This is a genomic window from Nitratidesulfovibrio sp. D1, from assembly GCF_051133415.1.
Lineage (GTDB): Bacteria > Desulfobacterota > Desulfovibrionia > Desulfovibrionales > Desulfovibrionaceae > Cupidesulfovibrio.
Window position 1 is genome coordinate 39,411 of record NZ_JBPGNZ010000001.1, and the last position, 20,056, is coordinate 59,466.

The 20,056-nt window shown below is 69.3% G+C and carries 15 protein-coding genes and 2 tRNA genes; 7 read left to right on the plus strand and 10 right to left on the minus strand.

The window, feature by feature from the left end; genetic code table 11:
* Positions 1-377 precede the first annotated feature (377 nt).
* Positions 378-1,811 (plus strand): aldehyde dehydrogenase, encoded by a 1,434-nt coding sequence (aldA, locus tag ACR4XJ_RS00165; RefSeq protein WP_434753309.1) that lies wholly within the window; start codon positions 378-380, stop codon positions 1,809-1,811.
* Positions 1,812-2,156: 345 nt separating this feature from the next.
* On the opposite strand, the gene ACR4XJ_RS00170 is transcribed toward aldA, so the two are convergent.
* The 3 genes from ACR4XJ_RS00170 to ACR4XJ_RS00180 form a co-directional block, all read right to left on the minus strand.
* The gene (locus ACR4XJ_RS00170; RefSeq protein WP_434753310.1) at positions 2,157-3,413 is read right to left on the minus strand and encodes an NYN domain-containing protein; all 1,257 of its coding nucleotides are present in this window, start codon (positions 3,411-3,413) and stop codon (positions 2,157-2,159) included.
* Positions 3,414-3,637: 224 nt separating this feature from the next.
* A complete protein-coding gene (gene uvrA / locus ACR4XJ_RS00175; protein WP_434753311.1) occupies positions 3,638-6,967 on the minus strand; it encodes an excinuclease ABC subunit UvrA in 3,330 nt (1,109 codons plus the stop codon).
* Between the two features lie 324 nt (positions 6,968-7,291).
* Entirely contained in the window at positions 7,292-7,978 is a 687-nt protein-coding gene (locus ACR4XJ_RS00180; protein WP_333506292.1) for a DUF554 domain-containing protein, read from the minus strand.
* A 302-nt stretch (positions 7,979-8,280) separates the two neighbouring features.
* On the opposite strand from ACR4XJ_RS00180, the gene ACR4XJ_RS00185 reads away from it, so the two are divergent.
* Positions 8,281-8,934 (plus strand): hypothetical protein, encoded by a 654-nt coding sequence (locus tag ACR4XJ_RS00185; RefSeq protein ID WP_434753312.1) that lies wholly within the window; start codon positions 8,281-8,283, stop codon positions 8,932-8,934.
* A 201-nt stretch (positions 8,935-9,135) separates the two neighbouring features.
* Positions 9,136-9,222, plus strand: a tRNA-Leu gene (locus ACR4XJ_RS00190).
* A gap of 87 nt (positions 9,223-9,309) precedes the next feature.
* Here ACR4XJ_RS00190 and ACR4XJ_RS00195 read toward each other — a convergent pair.
* Together ACR4XJ_RS00195 and cobU are read right to left on the minus strand one after the other, a co-directional pair.
* Positions 9,310-10,026 carry a hypothetical protein gene (locus tag ACR4XJ_RS00195; protein ID WP_434753313.1) on the minus strand — a complete coding sequence of 239 codons (717 nt, stop codon included), beginning with the start codon at positions 10,024-10,026 and terminating at the stop codon, positions 9,310-9,312.
* A gap of 84 nt (positions 10,027-10,110) precedes the next feature.
* On the minus strand, positions 10,111-10,743 hold the full coding sequence (gene cobU / locus ACR4XJ_RS00200; RefSeq protein ID WP_434753314.1) for a bifunctional adenosylcobinamide kinase/adenosylcobinamide-phosphate guanylyltransferase: 633 nt from the start codon (positions 10,741-10,743) through the stop codon (positions 10,111-10,113).
* A gap of 211 nt (positions 10,744-10,954) precedes the next feature.
* Here cobU and ACR4XJ_RS00205 point away from each other — a divergent pair, with 211 nt between their 5' ends.
* A complete protein-coding gene (locus ACR4XJ_RS00205) occupies positions 10,955-11,404 on the plus strand; it encodes a metal-dependent hydrolase (RefSeq protein ID WP_434753315.1) in 450 nt (149 codons plus the stop codon).
* A 168-nt stretch (positions 11,405-11,572) separates the two neighbouring features.
* Here ACR4XJ_RS00205 and ACR4XJ_RS00210 read toward each other — a convergent pair whose 3' ends face one another.
* Positions 11,573-12,817, minus strand: a complete 1,245-nt coding sequence (locus ACR4XJ_RS00210; protein WP_434753316.1) for a hypothetical protein — start codon at positions 12,815-12,817, stop codon at positions 11,573-11,575.
* A gap of 256 nt (positions 12,818-13,073) precedes the next feature.
* Here ACR4XJ_RS00210 and ACR4XJ_RS00215 point away from each other — a divergent pair, with 256 nt between their 5' ends.
* Positions 13,074-14,045 carry a DMT family transporter gene (locus ACR4XJ_RS00215; RefSeq protein WP_434753317.1) on the plus strand — a complete coding sequence of 324 codons (972 nt, stop codon included), beginning with the start codon at positions 13,074-13,076 and terminating at the stop codon, positions 14,043-14,045.
* Between the two features lie 70 nt (positions 14,046-14,115).
* Here ACR4XJ_RS00215 and ACR4XJ_RS00220 read toward each other — a convergent pair whose 3' ends face one another.
* From ACR4XJ_RS00220 to ACR4XJ_RS00230, 3 genes are all read right to left on the minus strand, one after another.
* Positions 14,116-14,997 (minus strand): J domain-containing protein, encoded by an 882-nt coding sequence (locus ACR4XJ_RS00220; RefSeq protein ID WP_434753318.1) that lies wholly within the window; start codon positions 14,995-14,997, stop codon positions 14,116-14,118.
* Positions 14,998-15,087: 90 nt separating this feature from the next.
* Complete coding sequence (locus ACR4XJ_RS00225) at positions 15,088-15,522, minus strand: YkgJ family cysteine cluster protein (RefSeq protein WP_434753835.1); 435 nt, start codon at positions 15,520-15,522, stop codon at positions 15,088-15,090.
* A 74-nt stretch (positions 15,523-15,596) separates the two neighbouring features.
* On the minus strand, positions 15,597-16,019 hold the full coding sequence (locus ACR4XJ_RS00230) for a CoA-binding protein (RefSeq protein WP_434753319.1): 423 nt from the start codon (positions 16,017-16,019) through the stop codon (positions 15,597-15,599).
* Positions 16,020-16,316: 297 nt separating this feature from the next.
* Between ACR4XJ_RS00230 and ACR4XJ_RS00235 the strand changes: the two genes are divergently transcribed.
* A complete protein-coding gene (locus ACR4XJ_RS00235) occupies positions 16,317-17,579 on the plus strand; it encodes a M24 family metallopeptidase (RefSeq protein WP_434753320.1) in 1,263 nt (420 codons plus the stop codon).
* Between the two features lie 48 nt (positions 17,580-17,627).
* Here the strand turns inward: ACR4XJ_RS00235 and ACR4XJ_RS00240 are convergent, their stop codons facing one another.
* Complete coding sequence (locus ACR4XJ_RS00240; protein ID WP_434753321.1) at positions 17,628-19,715, minus strand: protein-disulfide reductase DsbD family protein; 2,088 nt, start codon at positions 19,713-19,715, stop codon at positions 17,628-17,630.
* Positions 19,716-19,855: 140 nt separating this feature from the next.
* On the opposite strand from ACR4XJ_RS00240, the gene ACR4XJ_RS00245 reads away from it, so the two are divergent.
* A tRNA-Lys gene (locus tag ACR4XJ_RS00245) sits at positions 19,856-19,931 on the plus strand.
* Positions 19,932-20,056 lie beyond the last annotated feature (125 nt).

Genomic DNA, 20,056 nt, shown 5'->3' on the forward strand with positions numbered 1-20,056 from the left:
GCCGCGCGGCGCTCCCACAAAACGAAATAGCCAATACATTCCAGATATTGAGATAGCCACACCCTATGCATGGTCCTGACGCATGATGGTTTGCCGCGACGTTCCGAACCGTTGCGCCCGCCGCCCGGTCTCGCCTGCCGCAACATCCGGTCACGAATTCTATGGAACCAATGCAGAAAAATCACCACGTCGCCTTCGAATGCAGTGCCACTGCAACACATTTGCGCTGCATGCGCGGTTGCATGCCTTGACTGCGACGGGGAAAGACGGTGTAGTCTTCCATAATCCCCCATGCCCCACATGGCCGGGACCACAGGCCATCCCGCGCCCCCCCAGGCCGGCATCCTTCTTTCCCTCACCTGCAATCCGGAGGCATCATGAAGGCTTACAAGCAGTACATCGATGGTTCCCTGGTTTCCTCCAGCAGCAAGGACGTCATCGAGGTCGAGAACCCGTTCACCGGCAACATCGTGTCCACCGTGCCCAACGGCAACGAGGCCGACGCCGTGCGCGCGCTGGAGGCGGCCCGCGCCGCGCAGCCCGCCTGGGCGGCCCGCAGCGCCCCCGACCGGGCCGGCTACCTGAAGAAGATGGCGGAACTGATCCGCACGCACCGCGTGGAACTGGCCCGCATCCTGGTGGAGGAACAGGCCAAGGTGCTGCCGCTGGCGCAGGTGGAGATCGACGTCACCGCCGAATACTTCGACTACTACGCCGGGTGGGCGCGCATCTACGAAGGCGAGATCATCCAGAGCGACCGCCCGCGCGAGAGCATCTTCCTGATGCGCAAGCCGGTGGGAGTTTCCGTGGGCATCTGCCCGTGGAACTTCCCGTTCTTCGTCATGGCCCGCAAGGTGGCCCCGGCCCTGCTCACCGGCAACGCGGTGGTCATCAAGCCCAGTTCCGTGGCCCCCAACACCATCATGGCCTTTGCCGAACTGCTTACCGGGCTGGACCTGCCGGGCGGCATCCTCAATATCATCACCGGCGCTGGGGGCACGCTGGGCGAAGCGCTGGTGCGCAGCCCCATACCGGGCATCATCTCGCTGACCGGCAGCGTGGAGGCGGGCCAGCGGGTCATCGCCTCGTCCGCGCAGAACATCACCAAGACCTCGCTGGAACTGGGTGGCAAGGCCCCGGCCATCGTCTGCGCCGACGCCGACCTGGAACTGGCGGCCAAGGCCGTTGTGGCCTCGCGCGTGATCTTTAGCGGGCAGGTGTGCAACTGCGCCGAACGGCTGTACGTGGACGCGCGCATCGCCGACCGGTTCACCGACATGCTGGCCAGGGCCTTCAAGGCCGTGACCTACGGCGACCCCATGGCCGCCACCGCCCCGGACATGTCCAGCCAGGTCAGCGCCGAACAGCAGAAGAAGGTGGCGGGCATGGTGCGGCGCGCCGTGGAGGACGGGGCGCAGGTGATCACCGGCGGGCACATTCCGGATACGCCGTCCGGGCACTTCTACCAGCCCACCCTGCTGCGCGGCTGCCGCCAGGACATGGAGATCGTGCAGCAGGAAATCTTCGGCCCGGTGCTGCCGGTGCTGACCTTCAGCAACCTGGACGAGGCCATCGCCCTGGCCAACGACAGCGAATACGGCCTTACCTCGTCCATTTTCACCACCAACGTGAACAGCGCCATGTACGCCATGAACCGCCTGAAGTTCGGCGAAACCTACGTCAACCGCGAACACTTCGAGGCCATGCAGGGCTTCCACGCCGGATGGCGCAAGTCCGGCATCGGCGGGGCCGACGGCAAGCACGGCCTGATGGAATACCTGCAAACCCACATCAGCTACGTGCAGTGGTAACCGCCCCCGCGCGGGGAGAAACGCGACTGCCTTGCCCCGCACCGGGCCTTTCCGGCTGAACCCCGGATGCCCCGACTCTGAAAGCAAAAACCGGCTCCCCTCGCGGGGAGCCGGTTCGTTGTTGCGCACTGCGGTCTTTTGCCTTTCAGGGGCTGTTTCCCGAATTAGGATTTTCGTCCGTTGGCAAGGAAAACGAGCCCGTCATGAGGGAGTATGCCTCAGCCGTTAGGCGAGCTTGCGAACCTTACGGATGAGGACCGCAGCGCGCTCTTCTCGTATTCGACCGAAATGGCGGGCGAAGTTTGACGCAGCCAACGGGCGAAAGGACAATTCGGGGGACAGCCCCTAATCGCCCATGGATTCCTTGGGCAGTATCCACACCATCAGCATCTGCTGCTCCGGCTTGGTCAGGTCCATCTGGGACATGCGGCACAGGTCGTAGGCGTTGCGCAGGAACGCCTTGCCCACGTCGCGCAGGTTCACGCCGTCCTGTTCGTTGAGGGGGTAGCCCCCGCGCGCGATGCCCACCAGCACGAAGTTCACGTGGCCCCGCGCGATGGGCAGGCCCGCCTCCACGCACCGGTCGCGCACGTTGCGCGAGGTGGTGGTCATGAAGAACCCGTTGGCGTTGACCTCTTCCACGATGTAGCCCAGCAGCTGCCGGAAATGGTCGGGCCGCAGCAGGGGCATGTCGGTCAGACGGTGCACCTTCAGGGCGAAGTCGTACAGGTCGGGGTAACGCGAGCGGAAGTCGTCGTGGGCGTCGCGTTCCTCGGGCTGTTCGTGGCGTTCCGGGTCGTACAGGTAGCCGGGCGGCACGGGCGAGAATTCCAGCCCCTTCAGGTCCAGCACGTCCAGCAGGTCGCGCAGGCGGCCGTAGCCGAACCAGTCCGCGCCGGGGTCCACTTCGCGCTGAAGGGTCTGGGCCAGCGAGGCGATGCCCACCGGAGACGGGGCATCGGCCACGACGCGGCGCACCACCTCGGCCACGCGGGCCAGCCGTTCGCCGTTGCCGCGCGGGGGATACGGGGCGGGAGCGGGCGCGGGTTCGGCCGGGCGTTCATCTTCCAGGGCTTGCTGCACGAACCAGTCCTCGCGGATGCGCCACGAGGCGGCGGCGGTATACGCGGGCGAGGTGTAGCCCACGGAAAGCACCAGCGGACGGCGGGCATGTTCCTGCAACCGGATGAGCAGCGGCGTGAAGTCCGCGTCGCCGGAAAGGATGATGAATTCGTCGAAACGGGTGGAGTGGTTCAGCGCGTCCATGCAGTCCATGACCAGATGGATGTCGGCGCTGGTCTTGCCCTGATTGGTCAGGGGCGGACAGTCCACCACCTGAAAGGCGGCGCGGATGAAGAACGGCCGGAACTCGTGGAAGCACTGCGGGTTCATGTAGCAGATGCGCTTCAGGATGCGGCGGCGCACGCCGTCGCCGTAGAGCATGCGCAGGGCATGGCCTTCGATCCACTTCACCCAGCGCTGCGGGTTGGTGGCAAAGGCGCGGGCAATGTCTTCGTCCTGTTCGCGCAGACGGGAGTAGATGTTGTCGAAATCCACGTACAGCGCGGCATATACTTCATCGAAGCCGGAAAATCGGCCCATGTGCATCTCCTGTCAGGGAAAACGTGCAGTCAATCCGCTGGGCATACTACACCCATGCGACAAACGCAGCAATGGAAACCTCAATGTCGCTGAGCGCATACTTACCATGCCATGGAGCGCGGAGGTGCGTGCCCTGACATTTCTTCACACGTGCCCGGCCCACACTGAAAAGATAGCCGGAAGGGAGCACCGGCAAGGGAAGATGGCGGGATCGGAGCTGTCTGCTAGGCCGGGGGATTCTTGCGGGGCCTGCCGCGCTTGCGCGGGGCGTCCGTGGTGACGGGGGCAACGGGGGCGGTGGAGGCCGCCGCCTTGGCAGGCTTCTCCGGCTTGCCGGTTGCAGCCGTCCTGGGCTTGCGGCCGGGCTTGGCGGATGCGGCCTTGGCGCCTGCGCCGGGCGCATCGGCGTCCGCGTCACCCGCAACAACCAGACCTTCCGCTTCTCCCATATCCACCGCGTCTCCCATATCCACGCCGGGAATCTGGACGGGCGCGGGCGCGGCGGCCACGGGCACGCGCGGCATGGGCACGCCGGGGTGGCGGGTTGCGTGTTCCTGCACCAGGAAGGTGCCGGTCACCGAATGGGGGTCGTCCATGATCTCTTCCGGCGTGCCCGCCGAGACGATGCGCCCGCCGTTCTCGCCGCCGCCGGGGCCCAGGTCCACCACGTGGTCCGAGGCCAGGATGACGTCGGTGTTGTGCTCGATGACCGTCACCGTGGCCCCCCGGTCCACCAGTTGGTTCAGCACGGCGATCAGCTTGCCCACCTCGTGCATGTGCAGGCCGGTGGTGGGCTCGTCGAGGATGTACATGGTGCCGGGCAGGCTGCGCTTGCCCAGTTCGCGCGATATCTTGATGCGCTGGGCCTCGCCGCCGGACAGCGTGGTGGCGGGCTGGCCAAGGCGCAGGTATTCCAGCCCCACGTCCTCCAGCACGCCCAGGCGGCGTTCCAGCACCGGATAGTTCTCGAAGAACTGGCGCGCCTGGCGCACGGTGAGGTCGAGTACCTCGGCGATGTTCAGCCCCTTGTAGCGCACCTCCAGCGTCTCGTGGTTGTAGCGGCGGCCCTTGCACACGTCGCAGGTCACGTAGACGTCGGGCAGGAAGTGCATCTCCACGCGGATCTGCCCGTCGCCGCCGCAGGCCTCGCAGCGGCCGCCGCGCACGTTGAAGCTGAACCGGCCCGGCTTGTAGCCGCGCTTGCGGGCGTCGGGCGTCATGGCGAAGATGCCGCGTATCTCGTCGAATATCTTGGTGTAGGTGGCCGGGTTGGAACGCGGGGTACGCCCGATGGGCGTCTGGTCGATGGACACGATGCGCTCGACGGTCTCCGCGCCCTCGAGGCCCTCGATGGAGCCCGGCTGGTCCACCCGGATGCCCTGCGCCAGCGCGAGGTGCTTGTACAGGGTGTCCATGACCAGCGAACTCTTGCCCGAGCCGGAAACCCCGGTCACGCAGGTCAGCACGCCCAACGGCACCCGGCAGTCGATGCCTTGCAGGTTGTTGGTGGTCACCCCGTGCAGGGTCATCCACCCGCGCGGTGCGCGGCGCACCCGGGGCCGGGCGATGGACATGTCGCCCCGCAGGTACTGCGCGGTAAGGCTTTGCGACGAGGACAGCAGCGTATCCACCGAACCGTTGAACACCACCTCGCCGCCCATGGCCCCGGAACCGGGGCCAAGCTCGATGACCGTGTCCGCCTCGCGGATGGTGGCCTCGTCGTGCTCCACCACCAGCACGGTGTTGCCGCGCCGTTGCAGGCTGCGCAGGGTCTTGATGAGCCGCTCGTTGTCGCGCGGGTGCAGGCCGATGGAGGGCTCGTCCAGCACGTAGGTGACCCCCACCAGCCCGGAGCCCAGTTGCGAGGCCAGGCGGATGCGCTGCGCCTCGCCCCCGGACAGGGTGGCCATGTTGCGGCCAAGGGCGATGTAGTCCAGCCCCACGTTGACCATGAATTCCAGGCGGTGGTGCAGTTCCTTCATCAGCGGTTCGGCCACCAGGGCGTGGCGGCCCTCGAAGCGGCGTTCGCGCAGCCAGTCCAGCGCGCGGGCCACGGACATGGAACAGAATTCGTGGATGTTCAGGCTGTCCACCCGCACGGCCAGCGATTCCGGCCGCAGGCGCGCCCCGGCGCACACCGGGCAGGCCATACTCTGGCGGTAGCGCGACAACAGTTCGCGCCAGGCGTCGCCGTACTGCATGCCCTGTTCGAGGATGGACACCACGCCGGGCCAGCGGTCCGCCGTGACGATGCCGCCGCCCCCGGTGGGCACGGTTCCGCCAGTCGCGGGCAGCGCCGGTCCGTGGTCGTGCGCCGCGCCGTTGCCGTTCCCGTTGCCCCCGTTGCCGTCGTACGCGGGCGCATTCACCACCACGGACCCGCCCAGCCAGTTGCGGCGCAGGTTGCTGCCCGCGCCGCGCCCGGCGGGTTTGCCATCTTCGGTCTCGCCGTGGAACAGCGCGTCCAGCGCGTCCGCCGAATACGCGGCCAGCGGCGTGGACAGGGTGAAGCCCCAGCGCTTGCCGAGGGCGGTCAGGGCGTCCCTGTGGCGCTCGAACAGCTTGGTGTTCTTCCACGGCAAGAGCGCGCCAGTGTTCAGCGACAGGCCCCGGTTGGGCGCCACCAGCGCGGGCTCGAAATATTCCACGCTGCCAAGGCCCAGGCAGCGCGGGCAGGCCCCCTGCGGGCTGTTGAACGAGAACAGCTGCGGGCTGGGCGCGGGCAGGCTGATGCGGCAGGCCGGGCACACCGATTCCGTGGAATGCACGATGTCGCGTCCGGCGCTTGCCGTGCCGCCCTTCCCTTCGCCGCCCTCCTTCCCGTCCTTTCCTTCGGGGGGCAAATGCACCACCAGCCGTCCGTCACCGTAGCGCAGGGCCAGTTCCACCGAATCGGCCAGCCGCCCCCGGATGCCGTCCTTGATCACCAGCCGGTCCACCACCAGGTCGATGGTGTGCTTGCGGTTCTTGTCCAGCGCGGGCACCTCGTCGATGCCCATGATGGCCCCGTTCACCCGCACCCGCACGAAGCCTTCGGCCTTCAGCTTCTTGAACCGGTCGAGGTGGGTGCCCTTCTGGTGCTCCACCAGCGGGGCCAGCACGATGCACCGGGTGCCCTCGCCCAGGGCCAGGATGTCGGCGATGATCTCGTCCGCCGCGCGCGCCTCGATGGGCAGGCCGCACTGCGGGCAGTACATGCGCCCCAGCCGCGCCCAGAACACGCGCAGGAAGTCGTACACCTCGGTCACGGTGCCCACGGTGGAGCGCGGGTTGCGGGTGGCCGTCTGCTGTTCCAGCGAAATGGCCGGGGAAAGCCCCTCGATCTTCTCCACCTCCGGCTTGTCCATCTGGGGCAGGAACTGGCGGGCGTAGGCCGACAGCGATTCCACGTAGCGGCGCTGGCCTTCGGCGTAGACGATGTCGAAGGCCAGGGTGGACTTGCCCGAGCCGGAGGGGCCGCAGACCACCACCAGTTCGTCGCGGGGGATGTCGAGGGTGACGTTCTTGAGGTTGTGCTGGCGCGCTCCCTCGATATGGATGCAGGGCTTGCTCATGCGGTGGGTCTCGTGTGGGGCGGGCGGCCGGAACCGCCGGAGCGTCGTGCGGGGACGCGCGGGTTGGAGTGCTGACGGTGCGGGGACGCGGCGGCCGGAACGGACGGGCACCGGGCGCGACGCGACGTGGAAACCGCATCACGCGCGTGCGTCCCGCCTGCCGGACAAGATGTGCCGTCCGGGCCGAATCGGGTTGGTCGTCGCGACATTGGCAACAGGGGGTAAGATACGACATCCGGCGCGCGGGGCAAGTACCCGGCGCAAGATGGTCCGGCTGCGGTGGCGTCACGGGGGGCCGCGCGGCAGCCGCAGGGCCGCGCCGGACTACATGAAAATGGACGCCAGCAGCACCGCCGTAAGCAGTGCGGGCAACATGTTGGCCAGCGGGATGCGCTTCAGTTCCAGCAGATTGATGCCGATGCCGATGACCATCAGCCCGCCGGTGGCGGTCAGTTCGTTCATCACCGCCGGACCCAGCAGCGGCTGGAGCACCCCGGCGAACATCGTCAGCGAGCCCTGGTAGATGAACAGCGGCAGCGCGGAGAACAGCACCCCCACCCCGTAGGCCGAGGCCAGGGCGATGGCCGCGAAGCAGTCGAGGATGGACTTGGTGAGCACGATGGTTCGGTCGCCGCGCAGGCCCTCGTCGAACGGCCCCAGGATGGCCATGGACCCGATGCAGAACAGCAGCGTGGCGGTGACGAACCCGTCGGTGAAGCGCGGGTTGCCGGAGCGCAGCTTTGATTTCAGGGCCTCGCCCGCGCGGGCGAAGGCGTCCTCAAGCCGCAGCAGTTCGCCGATGATGGCCCCGCTGAGAATGCTGAAGATCATCACCAGCGGGTTGGCGGTCTTGAAGGCCATCTGCATGCCGATGACCATGGTGCACAGCCCCAGCCCCTGAAACACGATGGCCCGCACGCGGTCGGGCAGGCGCGCGCCCAGCAGCATGCCCAGCGCGCCGCCGCCCACGACGGCGGCCATGTTGATGAGTGAACCGACGGGAAGAGTCACGATACGCTCCGTTTGTTGGAGCCCCGTGATACCCGAAACGAAAGGGACTTGGAAGCGGCTTTACCTGCCATTTCGCAGCATCCGCTTCACCCCGCGCGGGCGCGCGCCGCAGTGGCGGCACGGAATGGGGCTGCACCCTCCCCCGCCCTGCCGCAACGGCACTGCGCCGCCGGAAAGCGTGATCCGGCTCACGGAAATTTCCCACGGTTCTGGCACCCTGCAAATGGACACGGCCCCGTGGCCCGCGTATCATGGATACGCCACCGCGGGCTGGCGGCGGCGAAAGAAGGAAGGAGTTCACCATGCATCGCATTCTGCGCACTGCCGCCCTGCTGGTGTCACTGACGGTGACACTGACGGCGGCCCTGGCGGTGGGGACAGGCGTGACACTGGGCGCGACGACGGCCCGCGCGGCCGGGGGGCAGATCACCGCGCTGGACATGTTCCGGATGCTGCCCGCCACCATCTTCGAGAACACGGCCGAAGGGCTGAGCGACGAAGAAAAGCAGCAACTGGCCGACGAGGGCGAAACCGGTTTCTGGGCGGTCATCGAAAGCACCCCGGAACATTTCGAGGTGGGCGCCCTGCCCATGCTGGACACGCGGGTTTCGGTGCGGGTGTTCCGCGCCGACAACGGCGACACGCTGGCGGCCATGGGCGTGAAGAACGGCGAGGCCTGCGCGCTGGAACTGTGGCGCCGCAAGCCCGACGGCAGGCTGGCCCCCGCCGCCACGCCGGAGGAGCCGGACATCGCCGAATTCTTCGCGCCCGGCCACAAGCTGCCCCCGGGCACGAGCCCGTCCGTCATGCTCTGCCTTGGCGAAAATGATCTGGAAGCCCGCGCCCTGCTGTGGACATCCACCGGGCTTGCACAGGTGAAATTCGACCACCGGGTGCTGTACCGCTGGAATGGCAGCACTTTTTCCAAGGTGGTGCTGCCCGTCAGCGAACAGTAAGGGGACAGTAGGGGGACAATAGGCGGACAGTAGGGCAGCAGCGCGGGGAAATTTTCCGGCCCTGCCAGGCCCTGCCCGGCCCTGTGCAGACGCGGCCCGGACACGTTCCAACAGCCGTCAGCAGGCACCCTTCCGGGCCACGGCGTAACTCGGCCCTTGACCGGACCACGCCCGCTGTGCCATAGCCCTTTCCCTACACCTGCCGGGATGGTGGAATTGGTAGACGCAGCGGACTCAAAATCCGCCGGTGGCAACACCTTGCGAGTTCGAGTCTCGCTCCCGGTACCAGAATGAAAACAGCGGGTTGTGTACGCATCTCTGATGCATACGCAACCCGCTGTCTTGTTGCTGTCTGTCGCCTGCCCCGCTCCTGCCCTAGCGGTTCTCCGCTTCCTTCCGGATGGCGGAAATGAGCGCGGCGGCGTTGGTCACGTCGGTGACCTGCCAGTTGCCCGCCTCGCGCCGGGTCAGGGCCAGATCCACGGGGTAGGCGCGCTCGCTGCCGTGGTCGAACAGCATCACCGAGGCGGTGGCCTTGTCTCCGTCGCGGGCGACCGACTTCACTCCGCGCAGTTCCTTGCGGCTCACGGAGGCATCGGCGAACAGGGGCGAAAACAGGCCGCCGTCGGTGGCCTTGCGTTCCTTCTTCACCGGCTTGCCGGAAAAGTTGCCGGAGGCCACGCCCCACACCACGAACTTGCGGGTTTCCTCGGCCACCAGCATCTTCACGGTCTGGGCGGTCTGCGACTGCGCGCCGGACTGCACCGCGCTGGACAGCATGGCCAGCAGGGGCAGGGTTTCGCCGCCGCCGGAAACGGCCTTGGGGGGGCGCGCCACCAGGTCGGACATGAAGGCGTCCACCCCGCGCTGGGCGATGCGGCCCACGTCCACGTACTTTTCCAGCAGGGCGGCGTCGTTGGTGTCGATGGCGGTCTGCACCTGGCGCAGGGCGGCTTCCGGGGTTTCCTCGGCGGCGGCGAGGACGGGAGCGGAGACGGCCAGCAGCAGGATCGCGGCCGGAATCAGGCCGAACGGAATCAGGCGGGGCGGATTCAAACGGAGCGAAATCAGACGGCGGAAATATCCGGGCATGTGAGCTTCCTGTTCAGGGGTTGGGGCCGCACGGGCGGCTCATGCGGCTTCTACTCCAGCGGCGGGCCGGGGTCCAGTGCCGCCCTACCCCATGCAGGCGGCGGGCACCCTGCCCTTGACGGCCAGCGGCAATCCGCTGACGGCCAGGATCACGCCGGTGCAGGCCGTGGCCAGCAGTTGACCGGCCTCGCCGGACAGGTCGCGGAAGCGGCGGCCCAGCGGGGTTTCCGGCACCACGCCCCAGCCCACCTCGTTGGTCACCACGGCCACAGGCACGGAGGACGCGCGCAGCAGCGCCGCCAACTCTTCCACCCCGCGCAGGATGGCCGCGTCGTCGTGATCGGCCAGCATGCGGTTGGTCAGCCACAGGGTGACGCAGTCCAGCAGCACCCCGTGCGGACGGGACTGCGGGGCGGACTGGCCCGCGCCCTGCCCCATGCAGCCGCGCAGGGCGGCGCATACGTCCAGTTGTTCTTCCACCGTGCGCCAGCCCGCGCCCCGCGCGGCCTGGTGGCGGCGCACCCGCTCGGCCATTTCCGCGTCTCGGGCGGCCCCGGTGGCGATGTACACCCGCGACGGCCCCAGCGATTCCACCCAGCGCTGGGCCAGCCCGCTCTTGCCGCTGCGGCATCCGCCGGTGAACAGGATGGTGCTGGCGGGGGGAGCGGCCTGCTGGCCGGGGGAGGAACAGGTGTCGGCGGGCAACGGTTCGGACATGGCGGGTTCCACGGGTTGGGGTGACGGAGGCCGATGCGGCGCGGCCGGGCATCCCCTGCCGCCCGCGCCTGCTGTAGCACGGCGCGGGCCGGACTAGCCAGCGCGCCCCGCTTGCCCGCCGGGCGGGGGTGACATATGGTCGCCCCGGCGCGACCCCCGTCCCGTGGCATTCCGCCCCGCGCCGCATCACGCACCCCAATCCACATCACCGATGCCCGGATACCGCACCCACCTCGTCGGCGGCGCCGTGCTGGCCGCCGGAGCCCTGTTCGCGGCGCAGACCCTGCGCATTCACGCTCCCGGCCTGCCCACCCAGGCCGCCCTGCTGGCCGTGTCCACCGCCTTTGCCCTGGCGCCCGACGTGGACACCCACTCGCGCGGGCGGACGTGGTTCTACGGACTGCTGGCCGTGGCCGACGTGGCGCTCATCGCCACCCGGCGCTACCAGTGGGCCGCCCTCCTGGGTCTGCTGGCCATGCTGCCCGCCATCGACGGCCACCGGGGGTGGACCCACACCTGGTGGGCCATGCTGCTGGTGCCCCTGCCCCTGCTGCTGGCCCCGGTGCTGCTGTACGGCTGGGCGTGGCAGGCCGCCGTCCCGTGGTACGCGGCCGCCGTGCTGGGGTATTTCTCGCACCTGTTGCTGGACAGGCAGTTCTGACGGCCGAAGGAAGACAAAGGGCAATGGCCGCGCCGGGCCATGTGCCGTGCGCGCCGGTCCGCTCCTTTCTCCTCCGATTCCGTCTTTTCCATGCGCATGCCGCACGCAAAAACGCCGCGAAGGGTTGCCCCCTCGCGGCGTCGTCACGTTGTACCGCTTTTCCGCGCGCTACTGCCGCGCCGCCATGGCGGCCTTGTCGAAGCGGGCGGCCGTGTCGGCCAGCACCGTGGCGGCCATGCGCACGGCGTCCATCTTCTCCGGCTTGCCGTTGGCCCGGCGGTACACCCACCCCGCCGTGTAGACCAGGGTGTCGTCGTCCAGCCTGCGGGCGTCGGGGTTGCGGCGGATGGCCTCGGCCAGGGTTTCGCGGGCGCGTTCGCGGGCCATGATGGCCTGCTGGTACGCCTTGCCGGAAAGCTCCATGATGCGCCGGGCCTGCTCGGCCATGTGCGCGGAATTGCCCTCGCGCGCGGTATCGTAGCCGAACACGGCGTCCTGGTACTTGGCGTTGGCCTCCAGCGCGGTCTGCTGCGCGGTGAGCCAGGCGTTCACCCGCACCACCGCGTCGGGCATGCCCGCAATCTCGCGCAGGGCTCCTGCCAGGCCGCGCAGGCGCGTGGCGTACAGGCCGTACATTTCCGCAACCTCGGCGGGGGCCAGCGGCCGCTCCTTGCCCTTGTCGGTGACCTTGGCGACCGACGCGGCGGCGGCCATGGCCTCCATGAACCGGTCGGCGTACAGGCGTTGCAGGGCTTCGAGCATGGCCGGGGTGAAGGCGTAGTCCAGCACGCCTGCGCGCCCGGCGGAAAGATCGTCACCGGACCACGACAGCCCGGTCATGTTCACGCCGTAGCGCATGTTGGCCGACTTCAGGCTGGGGGCCACCCAGCCGGAGTTGCGCGCCTCCATGTGCGTGCCCTTGGGATAGTAGCTTTCCACCAGCCAGTTGGCCACGTCCTCCACGAAGGCGAAGCGCACCACCGCGTCGTCCTGGGCAAAGGCCCCGTCCGGGCTGGTGGCGTTGACGCCGGGCGCCCCGGCCGTGGCGTTGGCCTGGGCATCGGCTGCCGCGTCGCCGTCCATGGGCACCATGGAGGGCAGCGTGCCGTTGGTGGCGTTGGGCCCCAGGATGGCGGCTTCCGTGCCGGTCATGTTGGCCTGCCGCTCGGGCACGGCATCGCGCAGGACCAGGTCGCGCAGTTCCCACAGGGCCACGCCGGCCACGGCCAGGGCCAGCAGGAACGCCCACACCAGCTTGCTGCGCGTGCGCCTGGGGGGCCTGGGCATGTCGAGCAGGCTGCCGTCCTGCCGGGTGGGGCCGGAGGCGGAACGGGAGGGGTCGCGGCCGGGAGCCGTATCGGGGGTCTGGCCGGGCGTCTGATTTGGGGTCTGATCGGGCGTTTCGGGGGCCATCCGTGGCATCCTCCTGCGGGCGCGGGCCGTGCGGCGCGAGCCCATTGGTCGGGCGTGAGCGGGTGAGCGTGTCTGGTGCGTCGAGTCTGGTCCGATATGTCTGGGCGGTATGTACCACCCCGCAGGGCCACTGTGAAGCCGCCGCCGGGTTACGGAAGCATCACGCGGCCATGCGTCCGTTTTTCCGTGCGTTCCGGGCTTGCCATCCCCCCCGCCATCGTTCACAACACCGGTACGACAACAACGGGAGGATGCCATGCCGCTGGCCGGATACGGCTTCGTGCTGCTTGCCGCCGGGTTGTGGGCGCTCATCGGCCCCCTGGCCCGCTACTGCCTTGCCGAAGGGGTGACCCCGCTGGAAATCGCCTTCTGGCGCGCCGCGTTCGGCGCGCTGTTCTTCGGCCTGCACGCGGCCCGGCACGGACTGTGGCGCGCCCCGGCGCGCGACGCTGCCGCCTTCGCCGCGTTCGGGCTGGTGGGCGTGGCGCTGTTCTTCGGCTCGTATCAGTTGGCCGTGCGCGAAGGCGGCGCGGCGCTGGCCTCCATCCTGCTGTACACCGCCCCGGCGTGGGTGGCGCTGCTTTCGCGGCTGTGCTTCGCGGAACCCCTGACCCGCGCCAAGCTGGCGGCCCTGGGCCTGGCCATGGCCGGGGCCTTCCTGATCTGCCGGTCCGGCGGAGGATTGCAGGGCGGCACCAGCGCGGCGGGCATCGGCTTCGGCCTGCTGGCGGGCTTCACCTATTCGCTGCACTACGTGTTCAGCCGCCACTTCCTGCGCCGCCATTCGCCGGTGACCATGTACCTGTTCTGCCTGCCCGTGGGGGCGCTGGCCCTGCTGCCCTTCGTGGACTTCGCCCCCAAGGGGCCGCTGGCGTGGTCGTTGCTGGTGCTGGGCATGGGGCTGGTGACCACCTACGGCGCGTACCTGGCCTACTGCGAGGGCATGCGCCGCCTTTCGCCCACCCGCGTGGCCGTGGTGGCCAACTTCGAGCCGGTGCTGGCGGCCCTGCTGGCCTACTGGCTGTGGGACGAGCTGTTCCCGCCCTCGGGCTGGATCGGAGCCGGGCTGGTCATCGCGGCGGTGTTCTGTGTGGTGCTGGACGGCGCGCGGGGCCGCGACAGGCATGACGGGGGCGTATCGCGCGCCTCCGGCAGGGAAGACGCGGCGGAAACGGAAACGGCCGGTGAAGACACCGGCCTGACGCGCGGGCACATGCCCGTGGAATGAGCGGAAGCGGGAAGGCCCCGGAATCGCCGGGCGGCTATGCCTTGGCGAACGGCTACGTCCTTCCAAACGGCTACGCTTTGGCGAGAATGCGCAGGTACAGGTCGCCCTGCCACGGCCCGATGCGCTTGCCCAGCCCCTTGAGTCGGATGGGCCGCCCCACCACGTAGTCCTGCGGCAGGGTCACCTCCACGGTGCGCACCTCTCCGGAAAGGCCCTGGGTGACCTGCAAGCGCAGCCGCGCCCCCGGCACGATGCTGAGGGCGGGCAGGTACACCGTCTGCTCGTCGTCGATCTGGCGACGCAGCCAGCCCTTCACCGCACCGCCGATGCCGTGGGTGAGGTCCAGCGTCAGGGCCTTGCCGCCCCATTCCAGGCTGAGCTTGCGCTTCTTGGGCGGGCGCGCGGCCAACCCGCCGCCGTCGCGGCGGATCTGGCTGTAGATGTCCTCGAAGACGCGCCGGGCGAACGGGTCGCGCAGAATGTCCTGCAACACCTCGTCCTGACCGGCCTGATAGGTCGCCTCCGCCTTGCGGCGGCTGCGGTCGGCCCCGCTGGCGCCGCGCGCGGTGGATGCGCCGCCCGTGAACGTGTTCCCCGCCGATGCGGACGAGGCCGAAGGTCCGGTTCCCCCCGCTCCCCCTGCTCCCCCCGTTCCCATGTCGCCGAAGCGCTGGCGGGCCTGCTCGTAGGCGCGGGCGGCCTCGCGCTCGGCCGATTCACGGTCGGCGGCACCCGTCCCGTTCCCGTTGCCGCCGGGCCCGGCCGCGTCCAGGGTGCGCGAAAGCAGCACGTACGCCTCGTTCAGGCGCTGGAACCGGCGGGCCGCGTCGGACCGGCCAGGGTTCAGGTCCGGATGCAACTCGAAGGCCAGCTTGCGGTACGCCTTCTTGACCTCGTCAAGCGACGCGCCGTTGCCCACTTGCAGTATCCGGTAGCATTCCCTCAGCGTCACGCGACCTCCACGCCCCCGCTTGCCTTGCCCGCAGCCCTTTCGGCTGTTTCGGCGAAAAACCTTACCGCGGATCCGCGCCCTTTCCGCCAGCTATTTCGCGCCGTCTTCGTCCCGTTCAAGCACCAGCGCGTTGGCCTCGCACGTACAGTCCGAGGCCAGCAGCCCCCGCGCGGCCAGATAGGCCCGCCCGGCGGCCGCGAATTCCGCGTGGCGCACCCCGGGCCGGATGCCGGGACAGTATTCCTTGGCCATGGCCAAGCTGCCCGCATCCACCAGGTTGCCGCGAAAAAACGGCCAGGCGCGGCAGATGTCCGGCTTGCCCTCGTGTACGGTGCAGCCGCGCCCGGCGGCAAAGAACACGCAGTTGCCGTCCGGCCCGGTGCGCACCTTCAGCTTGCCGTTGCTCCGCTCTCCGTAGGCGGCCTCGAAGGCTTCCGGCGTCATGCCCAGAAAGGCGCAGATGCGCGAAAGATCGGCGGGGCTGACCACGATGCCGCCCTCGCCCTGGCAACACTGGCCGCACATGCGGCAGTCGAAGGCGTCGTCCCAGGGTTCCGGGGTCGCGGACGCCGAAGAGGACGCCGGTGTCGTGGGGGCGCTCACAGCAGCCCCCCGGTCATCAGCCTGCGGTGCTCCACCATCAGGCACAGGTCCTCCACCACGGCCACGCCCCGCTCGAAGAGCATCCGCCCCGCCTCCGGGCTCGATATGCCCGACTGCATCCAGAACAGGCGCGGCAGGCGCGGCAGGGCCAGCACCTCCACGGCGTGGGCCGGGCAGTGTTCCGGCGCGCGGAACACGTTGACGATGTCCACGTCCACCGGCACGTCGGCGATGGTCGGACAGGCCTGGATGCCCCACACGGAGCGGCGCACCGGATGCACCGGGCGCACGTCGTATCCGGCCTCGATGAGGTAGCGGCCCACCATGTCCACGGGCTGGCCGGGCTTGTCCTTGGCGCCGATGACGGCGATGGTGCGCGATTCGCGCAGTATGGTGCGAAGCGTTGCGTCGAGCAGCATCCTGTACCTCTAAACCATATGTACGGCCGAAGCCGAAGCCGCGCGCCCCGGCGGACTGGCGCGGCCCTTGCCTCTTCTGCGGTCGCGCCGCCGTTGTCGGCCGCGAGCAACAATCCGGAAACATCCCTCTACCCGGCCTTGCCGCCAAGCGCAATCGGCGCGCCTGGCGCCGCCATCGCGGGGCGGGCGGTTCCGCACCTCTCGCCGGGACCGCCCCCACCACCGGTTGCGCCCGGCCCTCCCTTGGCCTACCCTGAGCCCATCGCCGGAACCCAGTCCCCAAGGAGCCCCGCAGCCATGTCCCACGCCCGCATTCCGCATGTCCCCGCCGCCCCCCGCCCGTTCACCGCCGCCGAGCGCATGCCCGCCGAAGAGGCCCGGCTGCGCCAGTCCCGCACGCTGGACATCCTTGCCGCGCTGGCCCCGGACGCCGGGGGGCTGATGGCCTTCTCGCGCGTGGCCATCTATTATCTTGCCGGCACGGCGGGCAACGGGGTGCTGTGGCTGCCGCGCGAGGGCGAACCGGTGCTGCTGGTGCGCAAGGGCGAGGAACGCGCCCGGCTGGAAAGCCCCCTGGACAACATCGTGTCCTTCCGCTCCTACGGCGACCTGCCCGGCCTGTGCGCCGACGCGGGCAGTCCGCTGGCCCCGGTGGCGGCGGCGGAAATGTCCGGCCTGCCATGGTCGCTGGCCGCCATGATGCAGCAGCGGCTGGCGGACGTCGCCTTCGTGCCGGGGGATGCGGTGCTCACCCGCGCCCGCGCCCGCAAGACCGGATGGGAACTGGCCAAACTGCGTCTGGCCGGGGCCCGCCACCACGAATGCCTGCACGACGTGCTGCCCGGCCTGATGCGCCCCGGCATGACCGAGCGCGAGATTTCGCACCTGGCGTGGCAGGTGTTCTTCAGCCGGGGGCACGGCGGCCTGATGCGCATGGGCGCGCCGGGCGAGGAATGCTTTCTCGGGCATATCGCCGCCGGGGAGAACGGCAACTACCCCAGTCACTTCAACGGGCCGCTGGGCCTCAAGGGCGAACATCCGGCCATCCCGTTCATGGGGTACGCGGGCTCGGTGTGGCGGCACGGAACCCCGCTGGCGCTGGATATCGGCTTCTGCCTCGAAGGCTACCACACCGACAAGACCCAGCTGTACTGGGCGGGCAGCGCCGCCTCCATCCCCGACGCGGTGCGCCGCGCCCACGACCTGTGCATCGAGGTGCAGGCCCGCGCGGCGGAACGGCTGCGCCCCGGCGAAATTCCCTCGGACATCTGGCGCTCCACCCTGGAACTGGTGGAACGCGCGGGCCTGTCCGAAGGTTTCATGGGGCTGGGGTCCAACAAGGTGCACTTCCTGGGGCACGGCATCGGCCTGACCATCGACGAATATCCGGTCATCGCCCACCGCTTCGACGAACCGCTGGAGGAAGGCATGACCATCGCCCTGGAGCCCAAGATGGGCATCCCCGGCGTGGGCATGGTGGGGGTGGAGAACACCTTCGAGGTCACCGCGCAGGGCGGCCGCGCCCTGACCGGCACGGCCTGCGACATGGTCTGCGTGTAGGGAAGAGGGCCGCGGCGGGCCACGGTTTCCCGCGTCCGCAGGGCGGCCTCAGTCCTTCCACTCCGGCTTCGGCTTGCCGAACGCCTCCAGCAGGGCCTGCTCCATCTGGCCCGTGGTGAATAGGTCGCGCAGCACCACCGGCGAGGCGGACAACAGCCCCTTGGGGAACAGCGCCACCACGGGAATGCTGCTGCTGCCCAGGGCGCGCAGCAGGGCCTGGGCCTCGGGCGATTCCCCGGTCAGGTCCACCCGCACCAGCCGCGCGCCGTAACGCCGCGCCCATTCGGACACCGCGCCGCCGGACAGGGTGGTCTGCTCCAGCAGCTTGCAGTTGGGGCACCAGTCGGCGGTAAAGTCCACGATGAGCGGCTCGCGCCCCAGCATGGCCCGGAAGGTGGCGGGCTCGAAGGGTTCCCAGTTCGCGGGCGGAGCCGAAGGGGCGAAGGACAGCCACACCGCCACGGCCACCAGCGCCGGAGCCGCCAGCCGCACCACCGACCGGCGGCGCGGCGGGGCGTCCAGCCCGCCCCAGCGCCCCCAGACCCACGCGGCAAAGGCCACGGCCAGCAGCGACGCCAGCGCGGGCATCAGCCAGGCGGCGGGCAGGATGGTCAGCAGGTACACCGAGGTGCCCATCAGGAAGAAGCCCACCAAGTGCTCCAGCGTGCCGGTCCACGCCCCCGGCCGGGGGAAGTGGCGCACCAGCCCCGGCCTGGCCGCCAGCAGCAGGTACGGCAGGGCCATGCCCAGGCCCACCGCGGTGAACACGAAGGCCATGATCTCCGGCGGCTGCTGGAAGGCCCAGCCCAGCACCCCGCCCAGCAGCGGGCCGCTGCACGGGGTGGCCAGCAGCGTGGCCACCAGCCCGGTGAAGAAGGGCTGCGCGCGCCCTGCGCCGCCCGCGCCCACGGCCTTCAGGTCCAGCACGGGCAGGGTGAACACCCCGAACATGCTCAGCCCCAGGCCGAACACCAGCATCAGCAGCCCCAGCACCACGCCGGGCCGCTGGAACAGCTGCCCCCATGCCAGACCCGCGCCGCCCAAAATGAAGGCCAGCAGCAGAAACCAGGCCATGATCCCCGCCGCGAACAGCAGGTTGTGCTCGCGGAAGTGGGCCCGGCGCGCGTCGTCGCCGCCAAGGGCGGCCACGGCCACGAAGCCGCTCAGCTTCAGGCTGATCACCGGCACCACGCAGGGCATCAGGTTCAGCAGAAGACCGGCCAGCAGGCCCAGCAGCAACGCCTTGCCGAGGCCCGACACCTCCAGTTCCGGCACCTGGTAGCGCGGCGCGAAGTTCCAGTGGGTGGCGCCCGGCAGGCTGCCGGACACGGCGCCGTCTGTGCCATTGGGGCCATTGGCGGCGGCCTGCGTGTCGGGCATGCCCGGCAGCGGCACGGAACGCCCCCCCTTGCCGAAGGGAATGGTCACCCGGTCGCCCTGCTCCTGCGCGCCCTGCCCGGTTTGCGCCGGAGACGCGGCGGCGGGCGGAGCGGAGGCCGGGGCCGCGTCCCCTCCGGACCCGGCGGAAGCAGGCGGCACGGCCGGACGCGCCGCGCGCAGGAGTTCCGCCCAGGGCTGTTCGTCGGCGCGGGGCAGTTCGCCCAGCATGGCGGCGTTCACGCGGAATTCCACGCCGCCGCGATAGGGCAGGCAGTTGCGGTCGGAACACAGCAGCAACGAGACCGAAGCCAGCAGGTCGCGGTCCAGATGGTCCTGCGGCAGCCGCACGAACACCGGCGCGCGCCCCTCGTACACCCGCACCCGCTGGCCGGGCGACAGGGGGTCCATGATCTCGCGGCCCGGCGGGTACAGCACCCCGGCCGTGCTGGCCGGGGCCGACGCCTGCGGCGAGGCCCCGCGCACGGTAACCACCGTGGGCAGGCCCACGCCACCGCCCCCGCTTCCCCGGACGCTACTGCCATCCACGTCGTTGGCGTAGGCATGGTATCCGGCGGGCATCTCCAGCCAGACCACCAGCAGCGCGCCGTCCTCGCCCGCGCGCACTTCGCGGAAGACCTCGGCGGTCACGTCGGGACGGGGTCCGAAACCGGCAAAACCACCGTCGGGGGCGGCGACATCGGCCGCGCGCAGGGGGCTGGCGGCGCAGAACAGCCAGACAAGCAGCGCCGCCAGCATTCCCGCCCCGGAAAATGATCCATTCAATATTTTAATATTATTGTATTTTTTCATAATTTCAGAAAATCTTGAAAGCCCCGGAAAAATCCGCTTGACTTCGGAGCGGGTTCTCTTTAGTTTGCCCTTCGCGTTGAGGCGCTGGGCCATTAGCTCAATTGGTAGAGCAGCTGACTCTTAATCAGTTGGTTCGGGGTTCGAGTCCCTGATGGCCCACCAGAGCAAACGAAACCCCGCAGTGGAAACCCGCTGCGGGGTTTTTGCGTTGCATGGCGGCAAAAGCGACAGTGGCGCGACATGAATTCTCCACATGTTTCCGTACATGGCGGCCAGCGGTGCATGGC